Source organism: Pseudomonas uvaldensis (assembly GCF_021271205.1).
Lineage (GTDB): Bacteria > Pseudomonadota > Gammaproteobacteria > Pseudomonadales > Pseudomonadaceae > Aquipseudomonas > Aquipseudomonas uvaldensis.
In genome coordinates, this window is record NZ_JAIWKS010000002.1 from 503,224 (window position 1) to 520,377 (window position 17,154).

Here is a 17,154-nt window from a genome sequence, read left to right on the forward strand (position 1 = left end):
TGGGCTGGGAGGAGATGAAATCGGCGTTGCGCTGTGTAGATCCCAGCGTGTCCTTCGGCGGAATTTGCCTTGCGCGCCGCCCAACAAGCGCTTGCCGAAAAGGCAAAAAGAATGCCGGTAATCCTATCCGGCACTCTTTAGCAGGCAGTGAAAAGCGGGAAGTAAAAAGCCCAACGCCACCCAAGTTTTATTCGTCTTGAGACAACATCAATGAAGCTGCCGCTGTCTCTGTAGTTCCCGCTTGAGCCAGGCACTCGCAGGCTGTGCGCCTTCTGGACATCGCACCTCATAGTCGCGGCCGCTCATGCTGCTTTTCGTGGCAGCAAGATCGATGAAGTCCTCTGCACTGTTCACCTTGTGCTTGTCCTCCAGGTAATTCAGCTTTTGCTCCAGATGCGCACGAGCCTCGGGACCTGGGAACGCCTCTCCGTTACGCACGAATTGGCATTTACTGTGCTCGACAAAGTCCAGCAGCCCCCTTATTTCTTGAGTGGTTTGAGGTGTGGCTTGAGCCTGCGCATTGGTTACGATTGCGATAAGACAAACGCCTGCCGCTCCCATCCACTTTCGCATGTTTGATCCTCGTATTGACGCTGTTGCGATTCGCTCTTCGACAGCAGAGGGCAAGAAGCCCGGTTTTGGTAGAAATGGTTCCCTTGAGCATGACGTATAGCGAGTGATCCGGGAAGCGCCTGGCGATCCCGTCAGCAAGGTATAGAAAATAAGCCCGCCTCCCGCAGGGAATCAAATGCCCCTCGGGCAAATTATTTCGCGACCGCTCTAGGTTGCGGAGTGGCGATCATTTGATTGCGTTATGACATCGTACAACTCGTAAAAATTAGCTTCCCATCCTCGAAAGCGCTGCTATGTTACGCGCTCGGAATAAACGTCCGAGCGCCGCCAGCGGCTCGCCTCGCTCCCCTCTATGGGCGGCAGGCCCGTCGACAAGGCCATGCGCCGTTCGTTTTCAAGGACAACCGGTTCGAGAAAGTCGGCGCCACCGCTGCGTATCGACCAGGATCGCAACCATTCACAGGGAAGTGTCATGGTCGAAGCGCAACGCTATTTATTGAGTTCTACCCAGCAGTCCGTCTGGCTCGATCAACAGCTGTCGCCCGATACCCCTTCCTACAACATCGGTGTCACCGTGGAGATCCACGGTGCGGTGGATCTCGCCTTGTTCGCCGCCGCGCTGCGGGCCGTGGTGGCCCAGCATGACGCCTTGCGGTTGATCTTCAGCGAGCACGCCGGACATGTGACGCAACGGGTTGACGACACCGTGCAGGGCACGCTGGCCTACCACGACTGGCGCGCCGAACCCCAGGCCCGCGACGCTGCCCTGGCCCGCATCACGCAGCTCAATCGTACCCCGTTCGCCCTTTACGACCAGCTATTGTGGAGCATGGAATGGTTCCAGCTGTCGGACACCCATGCGCTATGGAACAGCCGTTATCACCACCTGATCTGCGACGGCACCTCGGTGGGCTTGATCGGCCAGGCTGTGAGCGCGGCCTATAACCAGTTGCTGCAAGGCCAACCGCCCATCCTCGACGCCGAGTTGGCCCAGGGCTATCGCGATTTCCTGGCCCGGGACCAAACGTTCCTCGATTCGGTGCGCTACGCCAAGGCTCGTGATTACTGGCTCGAACAATTTCCGGCGCTGCCGGCGCCGTTGTTCCAGCAGGCCCCCCGAGCCAACGTCGGCGAGCCGGTGCCCAGTGCCCAGGCGATCTGGAGGCTGGGCAGCGAGCGCCTTGAGCGCTTGAGCCAATGGGCGAAAACCCAGGGCGCCACGCTGAGCCACGGCCTCAGCGCCCTGTTGGCCTATTATTTCAGCCGAATGACCGATCAACGCGAACAGCTGGTCATCGGCCTGCCCGTGCACAACCGCGGCAACCCGCTGCAAAAACGTACGGCCGGGATGTTTTCCTCGGTCTTGCCATTGACGGTGCAGGTCGATCCGACGCAGAACTTTGCCCGCGCCGTGCAGCAGGTGGCCAGCCAGACGCTGCGCAGCTACCGGCACCAACGCTACCCACTGCAGACCCTGCATCGCGAGTTGCGCGCCCGCGCCGGTCATCCCGGCCATTTGTTCGAGGTGATGCTGTCAGTCGAACAATATCCGGGGGACGTGCACCTGGGGCCGGCACGATGTGCGCTGCGCACCTGGCACAACGGCCATGAGCGCTATCCGCTGGCCATCTACCTGCGTCATTACGAGGAGAAAACCGAGCCGCTCCTGGAGTTCAACTACGACCCGCAGCTGTTCAGCGCCGACGACATGGCCGCGCATCTGCGGCGCCTTCACCATCTGACCGAACAGCTGCTGGCTGACCCTGACCGGCCGCTGGGCGATGCCTCGCTGCTGGATGCCGCCGAACAGCAGCAAGTACTCCATGGGTTCAATACCAGCCTGCGTGACTACCCGGCCGACGAGTCCCTGCACAGCCTGTTCGAAGCGCAAGTGCGGCGGCGGCCCGATGCTACGGCACTGCTCGATGGCGATCAGTCGTTGAGCTACCGTCAGCTCGACCGCCGCGCCGAGCGCCTGTCCGCGCATCTGGCGGCGTGTGGTATCAAGGCCGGTGACTCAGTGGCGCTGGCTTTGCCGCGCGGCACGGCGTTGATCGTGTCGGTGCTGGCCATCCTCAAGCGCGGCGCCGCCTATGTGCCCATCGATCGGGATGCCCCCTTGGCCCATCAGACACGGGTACTGGCCGATTGTGGCAGTGGCTGGCTGCTGGTCGAAGGCAACGACGGGCCTGCGGTGCAAGACGTGCAACTGATCGATGTTGCCGGATCATTCGAGGACGCGCCTAACCCGCCGCCGCAACGTGCCGGGGCTGTCGCCTACATCATGTACACCTCCGGTTCCACCGGTATGCCCAAAGGCGTACAGGTGCCGCATCGGGCGGTCGCCCGGCTGGTGATCAACAACGGCTTTGCCGACTTCACCGCCCAGGACCGCATCGCCCTGGCCGCCAACCCGGCCTTCGACGCCAGTACCCTGGAAATCTGGGGCGCCTTGCTCAACGGTGGCTGCCTGGTGGTCTGCCCGCGCCAGACGGTGCTCGACGCCGGACGCTTGAATGAACACCTGCTGCGCCACGAAGTCAGCGTGCTGTGGCTCACCGCCGGGTTGTTCCATCGGTTTGCCGACGCCCTGGCCCCGGCCTTCACCACCCTGCGTTTGCTGATGGTCGGCGGCGACGTGCTGGACCCGCGGTGCATCGAGCGAGTACTACGGCGGTCACCTCCGGGCGAGTTGCTCAACGGCTACGGTCCCACCGAAAGCACCACCTTCGCCACCACCCACCGCATTACCCTTGAGGATGCGCTGGCGGGCGACATTCCCATCGGCCGGCCCATCGGCAATACCCAGGTCTACGTCCTCGACGAGCAGCGCCAGCCGCTGCCCATCGGCGTCGCTGGCGAGCTGTACATCGGTGGCGACGGGCTGGCCCTCGGTTACCTGAACCAGGCGCAGTTGAACGAAGAACGCTTCGTCACCAACCCCTTCAGCCCCGGCACGCGCTTGTACCGCACCGGTGACCTGGTGCGCTGGCGCGCCGACGGCGTGCTGATGTTTCTCGGACGCAACGACCTGCAGGTCAAGGTCCGCGGCTTTCGCATCGAACTGGGGGAAATCGAAGCGCAGCTCAAGGCGCTGCCCGGCATCACCGAAGCGGTAGTGCAAGTCGACGCCCAGCAGCGCTTGTTGGCCTATTTCAGCGCGACCCAGGCTCAACAGCCCAATGAGCTGCGAGGCCGCTTGGCCGCGGTTTTGCCCGACTACATGCTGCCGGCGGCCTTCGTGCAAGTTGAGGCTTTCAGCCTGACCGCCAACGGCAAACTCGACCGCCGCGCCCTGCCCGAGCCCAGTGAAGAGCACTTCGCCTTGCAGCGCTACGAAGCACCGCAGGGACCGGTGGAAACTCGTCTCGCCGAGCTCTGGGCACACACCCTCGGCGTGCCGCGGGTGGGACGCCAGGACAATTTCTTTGCCCTGGGCGGCCACTCGCTGCTGGCGGTGCAGTTGGTCGAGCAATTGCGGGCCGAAGGTTGGCATCTTGACATCGGGACCTTGTTCACTGCGGCGAACCTTCACCATCTGGCCCTGCTACTCGAACACCCGGTGAGCCCAGCCGCCCCCCATGCGCCTACCGTTACCTCGGGCATCGCCCCGGACTGCCCGCGCATCACCCCGGACATGCTGCCCCTGCTCAGCCTTGCGCAAGCGCAGATCGACTTGGTCGTCGCGGCTGTCGGGGGTGGCACGGCCAACATCCAGGACATCTACCCGCTGGCGCCTCTGCAGGAAGGCTTGCTGTTCCAGCACCTGTTACAACCGGATGACGACGCCTACTTGCTGCGCGCTACCCTGGCCTTTGACAGCCATGAGCGACTGCAAGGCTTCGTCGCGGCGTTCGACCAAGTGATCGCCCGCCACGACGTGTTGCGTAGCGCGGTACTCTGGGAAGGCCTGGACGAGCCGGTGCAAGTGGTCTGGCGTAGCGCGAACCTGCCAGTGCAAGAGCTCGCCGACGCTGAACGGTTCAGCGACCAACCGCTGGACATCCGACGCGCGCCTCTGGCGCGAGCCTTCGTGCGTTTCGACAGCGCGACACAACACTGGCAACTGCAACTGGTCCATCATCACCTGGCCATCGACCACGCCACCTTGGGGTCACTGTTCGCCGAAGTTCGTGCACTGATGCTCGACCCCCATCGCCATCTGCCCCCGAGCGTGCCGTTTCGCCAGTTCGTCGCCCAGGCGCGCCAGCCCCATCGCCAGGCCAGCGCCGAAGCTTATTTCCAGCGACTGCTCGGCGACCTCACCGAGCCGGCCCTGCCCTACGGCCTGCACGACGTAAAAGGTTCGGGCCGCGATAACCGCGAGGCCCAACGTGCGCTGGAACCGGCCCTGGCCCTGCGCTTGCGACAGTTGGCCAAGACCTGGGAGGTCGGTGTCGCCAGCCTGTTTCACCTGGCCTGGGCCCTGTTGATCGGCAAGGCCAGCGGCCGCGACGAGGTGGTGTTCGGCACCGTGCTGTTCGGTCGTTTCAGCGCCGGCGAACAAGCCGAGCGGGCGCTGGGCATGTTCATCAATACCTTACCGCTGCGCATCGACCTTGATGCACCACTGCACGCAGCCCTGCGGCAGACTCACGGCCGGCTGATCGAATTGCTCGCCCACGAACATGCGCCTCTGGCACTGGCGCAACGGTGCAGCGCCCTGCCCAGCCAGACGCCGCTGTTTTCGGCGCTGCTGAATTTTCGCCACAGTCAGGCTCAGCGCAGCGCACAACCGGCGTTTGCGCTGCCGGGTGTGCAGTGGCTGGGCAGCGAGGAGCGCAGCAACTATCCGTTCAGTCTGTCTGTGGACGACCTCGGCGACGGCTTCGCCCTCACCGGGCAAATCCATCATTCGGTGAACGCCGAGGCCGTGTTAGCCCATATGGTGCAGGCCCTTGAAGTGTTGGCACAGAGCCTGGAGTCGACACCGGCGATACGAGCTTGCACCTTGGGCACATTGCCCGCCGCCCAGCGTGAGCAAGTGCTGAACGGGTTCAATGCCACCCACCGGGCGCACCCACGGGACACCCTGCTGCATGAACCCTTCGAGCAGCAGGCAGCCCTGCATCCCGACCGGGTGGCGGCGCATATCGACAGCGCCGGTGAGACATCGCTCACCTATGCGCAACTCAATGGTCGTGCGAACCAACTGGCCCATGCCTTGCTGGCCGCCGGCGTGCGCCCCGATGACCGGGTAGCGATCTGCCTTGAACGCGGCCCTCACCTGCTGGTGGCCATGCTCGCCACCCTGAAGGCCGGTGCAGCCTACGTGCCGCTGGACCCGGCCTATCCGGCGGCGCGCCTGGTGCACATGCTTGAGGACAGTGCGCCGCGCCTGGTGCTCACCAGCCAGGCCGCGCACGGGAGTTTGCCGGCCTCGCCAGGCGCCGCTCATTGGCAGTTGGATTCGCCACCTTTGGCGGACCGCGTGGGCGCCCTGTCGCTGGACAACCCGAAGATCCCGGACCTGGCCCCGGCACACTTGGCCTACGTGATCTACACCTCTGGCTCCACAGGCCTGCCCAAGGGCGTGATGATCGAACACCGCAACGCCTGTAATCTGCTGCATTGGGCGTTGGATAATTTCCAGACCGAGGAGATGCAACTGAGCCTGTTCGCCACCTCGATCAACTTCGACCTGGCGGTGTTCGAATGCTTCGTGCCACTGGCCGCCGGCGCAACCCTGCAACTGGTGGACAACGCTCTCTCCCTGGTGACGCAGCCACGGGCCGTGACGCTGGTCAACAGCGTGCCCTCGGCGGTGGAGCAACTGGCGCGGATCGATGCCATCCCCGACACCGTTCGCGTTATCAACCTGGCCGGCGAACCCCTCAAGGCTCCGCTGGTGGCGCAATTGTTCAGCCGCAGCGCGGTGCGCCGGGTGTGCAACCTCTACGGCCCGACCGAAACCACCACCTACTCCACCTGGCTGTCAATGCGCCGTGAAGACGGTTACCTGGCCGGCATTGGTCGCCCCCTGGACAACACCCGGATTTACGTGTTGGACCCGCATCGCCAGCCAGTGCCGCTGGGCGTGCCCGGGGAGATCTACATCGGTGGCGCCGGTGTCGCGCGAGGCTATTTGAACCGCAGCGTGCTGACCACCGAACGCTTCCTGTCCGATCCATTCGTCGACGATCCCGCGGCGCGCATGTACCGCACCGGCGACCTGGGGCGCTGGCGGGCCGACGGTCACCTGGAGTACCTGGGGCGCAACGACTTCCAGGTCAAGGTGCGCGGTTTTCGCATCGAACTGGGGGAAATCGAAGCTCAGTTGCTGGGGCTGGCGGGCGTACGCGAAGCCGTAGTGGTGGCGCAATCCGCCCCGTCCGGCGACCCGCGACTCGTCGCTTATCTGGTGGCCGAGAATACCCACGCGCCAGTCCTCGGCACGGCGGCTGTACGCGCCTATCTGGAACAGCGCTTGCCGGACTACATGCTGCCCAGCGCCTGCATCGTCCTGGAGCGCCTGCCGCTGACCCCCAACGGCAAAATCGACCGCCAGGCCCTGCCGATGCCCGGCACTACCACCGCCGACGGCATCAGGCAGCCGCCCCGCGGCGACACTGAACAACGTCTGGCGGCGATTTGGGCACAAGTGCTTGGCCAACCGGACATCGACCGCGAGGATGACTTCTTCAGCCTTGGCGGGCATTCGCTGCTCGCGGTGCAACTGCTCGAACAACTGCGCCGCAACGGTTGGAACCTGGACATCCGCAGCGTCTTCGAGCGCTCTACCCTCGCCGCCCAGGCCCGGCGCCTGGAAGCACTCGACCGCAGCGCCGCGCCCGTGGCCAGCGTCAGCACCATCGCGCCCTCCTGCTCGCGCATCACCCCCGAGATGCTCGACCTGGTGATGCTGTCCCAGACGCGTATCGACCAGATCGCCGCACAGGTGCCCGGCGGTGCCGCCAACATCCAGGACATCTACCCGCTGGGCCCGTTGCAGGAAGGCATGCTCTATCACCACCGGGCCCAGCGCGACGGTGATCGCTACGTGCTACGCAGTTTGCTGGCGTTTACCGACGAGGCCTGCCTGCAACGGTTCTGCGCCGCGCTGGAACAGGTCATTGCCCGGCATGACGCGCTGCGTACCCTGGTGCTCTGGGAGGATCTGGACGAGCCATTGCAGGTGGTCCTGCGGCACGTCGCGTTCACGCCCCGACGCCTGGTGCTCGACGGCGAGGATATCGCCGCCCGCTTGCACGCCAGCGCCGACCCGCGCCATTTCCGTCTCGACCTGCGCCAGGCGCCGCTGATCGAAGCCCGCGTAGCCTTTGACGCGGTCCATGACCGTTGGCTGCTGTTGTTGCTTCATCACCACGTGGTGGTGGATCACACCTCCCTGGAGTTGATGGTGGAGGAAATTGCCCTGATCGAAGGCGGTCGTCGGGCAGAACTGCCCGCGCCCACCAGCCCCCGTGGCCTGGTGGCCCAGGCACGGCGCCCGGAGGTGGTGGACGCCGCGTGCAAGTTCTTCAGCGAGCAGTTGGGCGACCTGGACGAGCCGACCCTGCCTTTCGACGTCGACTTGCACGCCGACCCGCGCTGGCAAGCCCTGGAGCACCGGCAAGCGTTATCCCCGGACTTGGCGCGCCGGCTGCGCCAGCAGGCCCATGCCCACGGCGTGAGTGTGGCGGGTATCTGCCATCTGGCGTGGGCATTGGTGCTGGGACGCCTCAGCGGCCGCGACGATGTGGTGTTCGGCACGGTGCTGTTCGGACGCCTGCAGGCTGGCGCCCATGCGGACCGGACCCTGGGCTTGTTCATCAATACGCTGCCATTGCGCGTGCGCCTGCAAGACAGCACCCACGCCGTGCTGCAGAGGGTTCAGGAGGCCTTGAACGGTCTGCTCTGCCACGAACAGACCCCGCTGGCTTTGGCCCAGCGATGCAGCGCGGTACCGGCGGGCACGGCCCTGTTCAGTGCGCTGTTCAACTACCGGTACAGCCATGCCGGGCAAGCGAACATCCCCCGGGCAATGCCGGGAATGACCTTGCTGCACAGCGAAGAACGCACCCACTACCCCTTCAATCTGGCGATGGATGACCTGGGCGAAGGTTTCCAGCTCACGGCCCAGACCCACCCCGAACACGCGCCCGAGCGGCTCGTCGAGTTCATGCTGCAAGCCCTCGACTCGCTGGTAGAGGCCCTGGCACAGACAGGCGACATGCCGGTGCAGCAATTGCGCGTGCTACCCCCGCAAGAAGAGGCGCACCTGGACCGCCTCAACCCGCCGCCCACGGTTGCGCCCGAGGGCACGCTGGCGCAGCGGTTTGCCGAACAGGTCGCGGCTACGCCGGACGCCTTGGCGGTGATCGACGAGCATCAGTCCCTGACGTTCCGTGAGCTCGACCGGCAAGCTGACCGCCTGGCCCATCACCTGCTGGGCCAAGGGGTGCGGCGCGGTCAGTTCGTCGCTGTCTGCCTGGAGCGCCAGGCGCATGCGGCGGTCGCCTTGCTGGCGGTGTGGAGAGCCGGCTGTGCCTACGTGCCGATGGATCCCGACTACCCGGCCAGCCGCCTCGCCTATCTGCTGGATGACAGTGCCCCCGCGGCGCTGATCACCCAGGAGCAGGTGCGCGACCGGCTGCCCGCCTTCACGGGCGGACCGTTGATCAGCCTCGACGCGCCTGTACAACATGGCCGCTTGCAAGTCCCGGCAACGACAGAAACCGTACCAGGCCCGCAGCCGACTGACCTGGCATACATGATCTACACCTCCGGCTCCACCGGGCAGCCAAAAGGGGTCATGGTCGAGCACCGCTCGGTGCTCAATCTGTGGGCTGGCTTGCGCCAGCGATTGGACGACCTGCCCCCCAACAGCCGCTGCTCGCTCAATGCGTCGATGGCCTTCGATGCCTCGGTGCAGCAGCTTTGCCAATGGCTCAGTGGTCACTGCCTGGTGCTGATTCCCAAACGCGTACGGCTGGATGCCGGGGCGCTGCTGGATTACCTGCACCACCAGCAAGTCACACTGTTCGATTGCACGCCGAGCCAGTTGCAAGCCCTGCTCAAGCACCGGCAGGCCCAAGCCCAGCCACAGCCATTGCCGCCGCGCATCCTGCTGGGGGGCGAAGCGGTGCCCGCTGAACTGTGGACACAACTGGCCCATGAATCCCACCTGCGTGTCCTGAATGTCTACGGACCCACCGAGTGCACCGTCGACACCACCAGCGCCTGGCTCGATCAGCATGCGCTGCCGAGCCTCGGACAGCCGCTGCCCAATACCCGGGTGCAAGTGCTCGACGCCCACGGTCGGCGCGTCCCGCTGGGGGTAGTCGGAGAGATTCATATCGGCGGCCAGGGCGTGGCGCGTGGCTACTGGCGGCGTGAGGCGCTCACCGGTGAGCGCTTCCTCGTCGACCCGTTTTCCCGCGAATCTGATGCGCGCTTGTATCGCACCGGCGACCTGGGCCGCTGGGAGTCGGATGGCAGCCTCAGTTACCTGGGACGCACCGACTTCCAGGTGAAGATCCACGGGCATCGCATCGAACTGGGCGAAATCGAAAGCCACCTGCTGGCACTGCCCGGAGTGCGCCAAGCCGTGGTGATAGGCCGTCCCGATCGCCACGGCGTGGACCGGTTGATCGCTTACTTGCAGGGCGACACACCGCCGACTCCAGGTCAGGCCCGCACCACCCTGAGCGAACATTTGCCCGATTACATGTTGCCCAGTGCCTATGTGCGCCTGGACCGGCTGCCGCTGACCGCCAACGGCAAGCTCGACCGCAACGCGCTGCCCGAGCCGGATGCCCAGGCGTTCGTGCAGACGCCCTATGAGGCGCCCCAGGGCGAAATCGAGGTCGTCCTGGCCGCCCTCTGGTGCGAGCTGCTGAATGTCGAGCGGGTCAGCCGCCACGACAATTTCTTCGCCCTGGGTGGCCATTCGCTGATTGCCATGGGGTTGGTCGAGCGCCTGCGCCAACACAACCTGCGGGCCGACATCAGCCAACTGTTCACCGCGCCGACCCTCGCCGGTCTGGCGGCGGTCACCACTCCATTGAAGGAACTGCTCCTGTGACTGCGGATCAATTGCTGGCCTTGCTCAAACACCGTGGCGTCACCCTGTCCCTGCGCGGCGATCAACTGTCGGTGGTGGCCGACGACGAAGTCCTGGCCGATCAGGCACTGATCGCACTGCTGCGCAGCCACAAACCGGCGCTGATCGAAGCACTGCGCCAGCCCGCGACCCCGGCGGCCCGGACCAGCGGACTGCCCGTGGGGACCACCCAGATCACCCCGGCGATGTTCGACCTGTGCCAGCTCGATCAGGCGCAGATCGAAAGCATCGTTGCCGGCGTGCCCGGTGGCGCGGCGAATATCCAGGATATCTATCCGCTGGTGCCGTTGCAGGCCGGCATTCTGTTTCACCATCTGCTGCAGGCGCATGGCGACACATATTTGCTCCACGTGTTGCTGGCCTTCGACGATGAGGCCTGCCTGCAACGCTTCATGGAAGCCCTGAACCAGGCCATCGCCCGTCACGACATCCTGCGTACCGCGCTGGCCTGGGAAGGCCTCGACGAACCCGTGCAGGTGGTCTGGCGTCAGGCTCCGCTGATCATGGAACGATTCACCACCGACCAGGCCGATGTCGAGGTCGCGCTGCGAGCCCATACCGATCCGCGTCGGCAACGTCTGGACCTGCGCCAGGCGCCACTGATGCGCGCAGTCGCCGCCGAGGACCCGGCCGGCGGGCGGTGGCTGTTGCAACTGCTGCATCATCACGCGGTCATGGACCACACCTCCCTGGAGCGGCTGGTGGGGGAAGTCGCGGCGATCCAGCAAGGTCGTGTGGACCAATTGCAGCCACCACAGCCGTTTCGCGATTTCGTCATGCGCGCCCGCCAGGGCTTGAGCGAAGCGCAACACACGGCTTTTTTCAGCGAACTGCTGGGTGATATCGACGAGCCTACCGCACCTTGCGGCCTGCTCGATGTACGCGGCGATGGTAGCCAGGTGCAGACGTTGGAGGCGCCACTGCCGGTGACGTTGAGTCGGCGCATCCGCGAGCTGTCGCGGCGCCTGCAAGTCAGCAGCGCAAGCCTGTTCCACCTGGCCTGGGCGATGGTACTGGGCAAAGCCAGCGGTCGCGACGACGTGGTGTTCGGCACGGTGATGTTCGGGCGATTGTCGGGCGCTGCCGAGGCCGCCACGGCCATGGGCCTGTTCATCAATACCTTGCCGCTGCGGGTGCGCCTGGCAGTCCCCGTGGAACAGGCGCTGCAGCAGACCCACACCCTGCTCAGCCGATTGATTGCCCACGAACACGCGCCCCTGGCCCTGGCCCAACGCTGCAGCGCCCTGCCCAATGGCACCGCGTTGTTCTCGGCGCTGCTCAATTACCGCCACAGCGCAGGCAACGACCAGGCGCCTGCACTCGCGGGCATGCGCGTGCTCGGCGGCGAGGAACGCACGAATTACCCGTTCAACCTCTCGGTGGACGACCTCGGCGAGGGTTTCTCGTTAAGCCTGCAGATCGACCCCCAGGTCGGCGCCGCGCCGGTGTTCGGCTGGCTTGGAAGTGCGCTGGAAAATCTGCTGGACGCCCTCGAACGGCAGCCCGACATGTTGGCCTGCCACCTTTCGGTATTGCCCGAGGCGGAACGCGAGCGACTGCTGCAGACCTTCAACGCAACGGCCCGCGAACGGCCCGCCGAGGACTTGCTGCATAGAGCCCTGGAACAGCAGGCCGCGCGTCAACCCGAGGCCATCGCCGCACGTTTTGAAGCCGCTGGCGGTGCCGCGCCGTTGACCTACGGGCAACTCAATCGCCAGGCCAATCGCCTGGCCCACCTGTTGTTGCAAACCGGGGTTCGCCCCGACAGTCGCGTGGCGATTTGTCTGGAGCGGGGTCCGCACCTGCTGGTGGCCCTGCTGGGCATTCTCAAGGCCGGAGCGGCCTACGTCCCGCTGGACCCGGCCTACCCCCGCGAGCGCCTGATGCACATGCTTGACGACAGCACCCCGCGGGCGTTGCTGACGGTCGCTGCACTGCAATCGAACGTGGCCGTCAGCGATGGCTGCATGCTGGTGTGCCTGGACGATCCACAGACCCAGGCGCGCCTCGCCGAACAACCAGCCGACAACCCGGACCCCGTCCAGCTGGGCCTGGGCGCGCATCACCTGGCTTATGTGATCTACACCTCCGGCTCCACCGGTACCCCCAAGGGCGTGATGATCGAGCACCGTAACGCCTGCAACCTGTTGCACTGGGCGTTGCATGCCTTCGATGCCGCCAGCCTGCGCGACAGTCTGTTCGCCACGTCGATCAACTTCGACCTGGCGGTCTTCGAATACTTCGTGCCGCTGGCCGCGGGCGCGACCCTGCACGTGGCCAGCAACGCCCTGGCGCTGCTCGACCACCCCGTGCCAGTGACGCTGATCAACAGCGTGCCTTCGGCGCTCGATGCGCTGGTTGGCGCCCAGGCGATTCCCACGTCGACACAGGTGCTCAACCTGGCGGGCGAACCCCTCAAACAGGGCCTGGTGGAGCAAATTTTCGCCAACAGCGCGGTACGGCGGTTGTGCAACCTGTATGGCCCTTCGGAAACCACCACCTATTCGACATGGGTGTCGATGGACCGTGACCAGGGTTTCGTGCCGGGCATCGGCCGGCCGCTGGACAATACCCAGGTGTACCTGCTCGACGTCCATCGCCAATTGGTGCCCTTGGGGGTCACGGGCGAAATCTACATCGGAGGCGCCGGGGTGGCGCGGGGCTACTTGAATCGGCCGGCGCTGACCGAGGAGCGTTTCGTCCAGGACCCGTTCGCCAGCGAAGCCGGCGCGCGAATGTACCGCACCGGCGACCTCGGTCGATGGACGTCCGATGGGCAGTTGTTGTACCAGGGCCGCAACGATTTCCAGGTCAAGGTGCGCGGCTATCGCATCGAATTGGGCGAAATCGAAAGTGCCATCAGTCGGGTGCCGGGCGTGCAGCACGCGGTGGTCGTCGCCCGCCAGGACGTGCCGGGCGACCCACGCTTGGTGGCGTATTGGGTGATGCAGCCCGAAGCTCCGGTGAGCGAGGCACAATTGCACGATGCCCTGGCCGCGACGCTGCCCGAATACATGCAGCCCAGTGCCTATGTGGCCTTGCCGGCGCTGCCCCTGACCCCCAATGGCAAACTCGACCGCAGCGCCTTGCCGGTCCCGGATCAGGCTGTCGACGGCCCCTTCGAGGCACCCCAAGGCCCGTTGGAAACCCAACTGGCGACGATCTGGGGCCGCCTGCTGGGATTGGCGCAGGTCGGCCGCCAGGCGCATTTCTTCCAATCCGGGGGGCATTCGCTGCTGGCCGTGCAACTGGTTTCCCAACTGCGTCAACAGCTGCGGATCGAGCTGCCCCTGGCCCGCGTGTTCGAGCACCCGATCCTGCAACAGCAGGCGCGAGCCATCGAAGCCTTGGCCGCGGCCGGCCAGCTTGGCGCTGCGCCGATACCGGTCGCTGCCCGGCAGGCGCCGCTGCCGCTGTCGTTCGCCCAGCGACGCCTGTGGTTCATCGCCCACCTGGATGCTCAGGCCAGTGCTGCCTACCACATGGCCGGCGGTTTGCGCTTGCGCGGCGAACTGCACGAACCGGCATTGCGCGCCGCGCTGTCGCGCATCGTCGAGCGGCATGAGGCCCTGCGTACACGGTTCGTCGCCGAAGGCGGCGAACCCTGCCAAGTCATCGATCCGCCAGCGGATTTCTCTCTGCGCAGCGTCGACCTGCGGGGCCAGCCCGCCACGGCGTTCCAGGCTCATTGCGTCGAAGCCGCCGAGGCACCTTTCGATCTGACACGAGGCCCGCTGATCCGCGGTTGTCTGTTGCGCCTGGCGGACCAGGAGCATGTGCTGCTGGTGACCTTGCACCATATCGTCGGCGACGCCTGGTCGCTGGGCGTACTCACCCGCGAGCTGAGTGAACTCTATCGAGCGTTCATCCAGGACCGCGCCGATCCGCTGCCGCCACTGGCCATCCAATACGCCGATTATGCGATGTGGCAACGCTCTCCCCGTCAGGTCCAACGGGTCAACGAACAGTTGGATTACTGGCGTGCGCAACTCGCTGACGCGCCGGCGTTGCTGCAGTTGACGCTGGACCGGCCGCGCCCGGCGCAGCAGGATTTCACCGGGGCCAGTCTCGACGTGAGCATGGAGGCGGCATTGGTCCAGGCCCTCAGGCAACTGAGCGAGCGCCATGGCAACACGCTGTTCATGACCGTACTGGCCGCCTGGTCGGTGGTCCTGGCACGCCTGTCCGGGCAGGACGACCTGGTGATCGGCTCGGTACTGGCCAACCGTACCCGCGTCGAAATCGAGCCGCTGATCGGCTTTTTCATCAACACCCAGGCCCTGCGGGTGCGGTTTGCCGATGCCCTGCGGGTGGATCAACTGCTGGCCCAGGTGCGGCGCACCGCCCTGGAGGCCCAGGCGCATCAGGACGTCGCCTTCGAGCAGGTGGTGGAAGCTCTGAATCCACCGCGCTCGCTGGCCCACAGCCCGATCTTCCAAGTCATGTTCGCCTGGCAGAACGCGCCGCAGCCGAGCCTGGAACTGGGCACCCTGGAGCTCACGCCGCTGACCACCACCGAAGACAGCGCCAAGTTCGACCTGACCCTGAACCTGCACGAGCGCGACGGCATGATCGCCGGACGCCTGACCTACGCCACCGCCCTGTTCGACGCTGCCACCATGCAACGTCATTGGCAGGCGTTGTGCACCACCCTGCAAGCGATGATCGACGATGACCGACAAACGCTCGACGGACTGTCGATCCTCGGTGACGACGAACGCCACCAGGTATTGCACGGCTTCAATGACACGGCCCACGACTACCCCGCCGACGAACCCTTGCACAGCCTCTTCGAGGCCCAGGCCCGCCGCCGGCCCGAAGCCACGGCGATCCAGGACGTCACCGGCTCCATGAGTTACCGCCAGCTCGACCAACGTGCCGAGCAGCTGGCTCACTGGCTGGCGGCCCAGGGCATTGGCGAAGGCGCCCGGGTGGCGCTGTGCCTGGAGCGTGGCCCGCGCCTGATCATGGCAATTCTGGCAATCCTGAAAAATGGTGCGACCTACGTGCCCATCGACACCGCCACCCCGACGCAGCGCCAGCGCGCTCTGCTCGACGATTGCGCCAGCGCCTGGTTACTCGTTGACGAATGGCCGGCCGCGCCGCTCGAGGCGCCCACGGCGTGCCGGGTGCTGGTCCCGTGGGAATCGGACCTGTTCCTGGACGATGACGCGCCCCGACGCCTGGTCAACGCAGCGCCAGCGAATGCCCCTGCCTATATCATGTACACCTCCGGCTCCACCGGCGTGCCCAAAGGCGTGCAGGTGCCGCATCGGGCGGTCGCCCGGCTGGTGATCAACAATGGCTTTGCCGACTTCACCGCCCAGGACCGCATCGCCCTGGCCGCCAACCCAGCCTTCGACGCCAGTACTCTGGAAATCTGGGGCGCCTTGCTCAACGGTGGCTGCCTGGTGGTCTGCCCGCGCCAGACGGTGCTCGACGCCGGACGCTTGAATGAACACCTGCTGCGCCACGAAGTCAGCGTGCTGTGGCTCACCGCCGGGTTGTTCCATCGGTTTGCCGACGCCCTGGCCCCGGCCTTTGCCGCCCTGCGTTTGCTGATGGTCGGCGGCGATGTGCTGGACCCACGATGCATCGAGCGGGTGCTACGGCGGTCACCTCCGGGCGAGTTGCTCAACGGCTACGGCCCCACCGAAAGCACCACCTTCGCCACCACCCACCGCATCACCCTCGAGGATGCGCTGGCGGGCGACATTCCCATCGGCCGGCCCATCGGCAATACCCAGGTCTACGTCCTCGATGAGCAGCGCCAGGCCCTGCCCATCGGCGTCGCTGGCGAGCTGTACATCGGTGGCGACGGGCTGGCCCTCGGTTACCTGAACCAGGCGCAGTTGAGCGAAGAACGCTTCGTCACCAACCCCTTCAGCCCCGGCACGCGCTTATACCGCACCGGTGACCTGGTGCGCTGGCGCGCGGACGGCGTGCTGATGTTCCTCGGACGCAACGACCTGCAGGTCAAGGTCCGCGGCTTTCGCATCGAACTGGGGGAAATCGAAGCGCAACTCAAGGCGCTGCCCGGTATCAGCGAAGCGGTGGTGCGGGTCGACGCCCAGCAGCGCCTGCTCGCCTATTTCAGCGCGACCCAGGCTCAACAGCCCAATGAGCTGCGAGGCCGCTTGGCCGCGGTTTTGCCCGACTACATGCTGCCGGCGGCCTTTGTGCAAGTTGAGGCTTTCAGCCTGACCGCCAACGGCAAACTCGACCGTCGCGCCCTGCCCGAGCCCGGTGAAGAGCACTTCGCCTTGCAGCACTACGAAGCCCCGCAAGGACCGGTGGAAACTCGTCTCGCCGAGCTCTGGGCACACACCCTCGGCGTGCCGCGGGTGGGACGCCAGGACAATTTCTTTGCCCTGGGCGGGCATTCGCTGCTGGCGGTGCAGTTGGTCGAGCAACTGCGGGTAGACGGTTGGGCCATCGATGTGCGCACCCTGTTCGGCGCCCCCACGGTCAGCGCACTCGCGGCGATCCTGGCCAAACCCGGCGAGACGTCGACC

2 protein-coding genes and 1 pseudogene are annotated in these 17,154 nt (G+C 65.6%); 2 read left to right on the forward strand and 1 reads right to left on the reverse strand.

Annotation, left to right across the window (positions count from 1 at the left end; translation table 11 throughout):
• Positions 1-207: 207 nt before the first annotated feature.
• Positions 208-573: a YfeK family protein gene (locus LCU97_RS05655; RefSeq protein WP_053151245.1), complete on the reverse strand. Its 366-nt coding sequence runs from the start codon at positions 571-573 to the stop codon at positions 208-210.
• A gap of 472 nt (positions 574-1,045) precedes the next feature.
• On the opposite strand from LCU97_RS05655, the gene LCU97_RS05660 reads away from it, so the two are divergent.
• Entirely contained in the window at positions 1,046-10,600 is a 9,555-nt protein-coding gene (locus tag LCU97_RS05660; protein ID WP_232775803.1) for a non-ribosomal peptide synthetase, read from the forward strand.
• A pseudogene (locus LCU97_RS26725) lies at positions 10,597-17,145 on the forward strand (amino acid adenylation domain-containing protein); the annotation flags it as partial. The gene LCU97_RS05660 and the pseudogene LCU97_RS26725, both read left to right, overlap by 4 nt.
• Positions 17,146-17,154: the final 9 nt, after the last annotated feature.

Excerpts from the sequence above, each read along its gene's own strand:
- LCU97_RS05655 (WP_053151245.1), bottom strand. The coding sequence starts at position 573 with ATGCGAAAGTGGATGGGAGCGGCAGGCGTTTGTCTTATCGCAATCGTA.
- LCU97_RS05660 (WP_232775803.1), top strand. The coding sequence starts at position 1,046 with ATGGTCGAAGCGCAACGCTATTTATTGAGTTCTACCCAGCAGTCCGTC.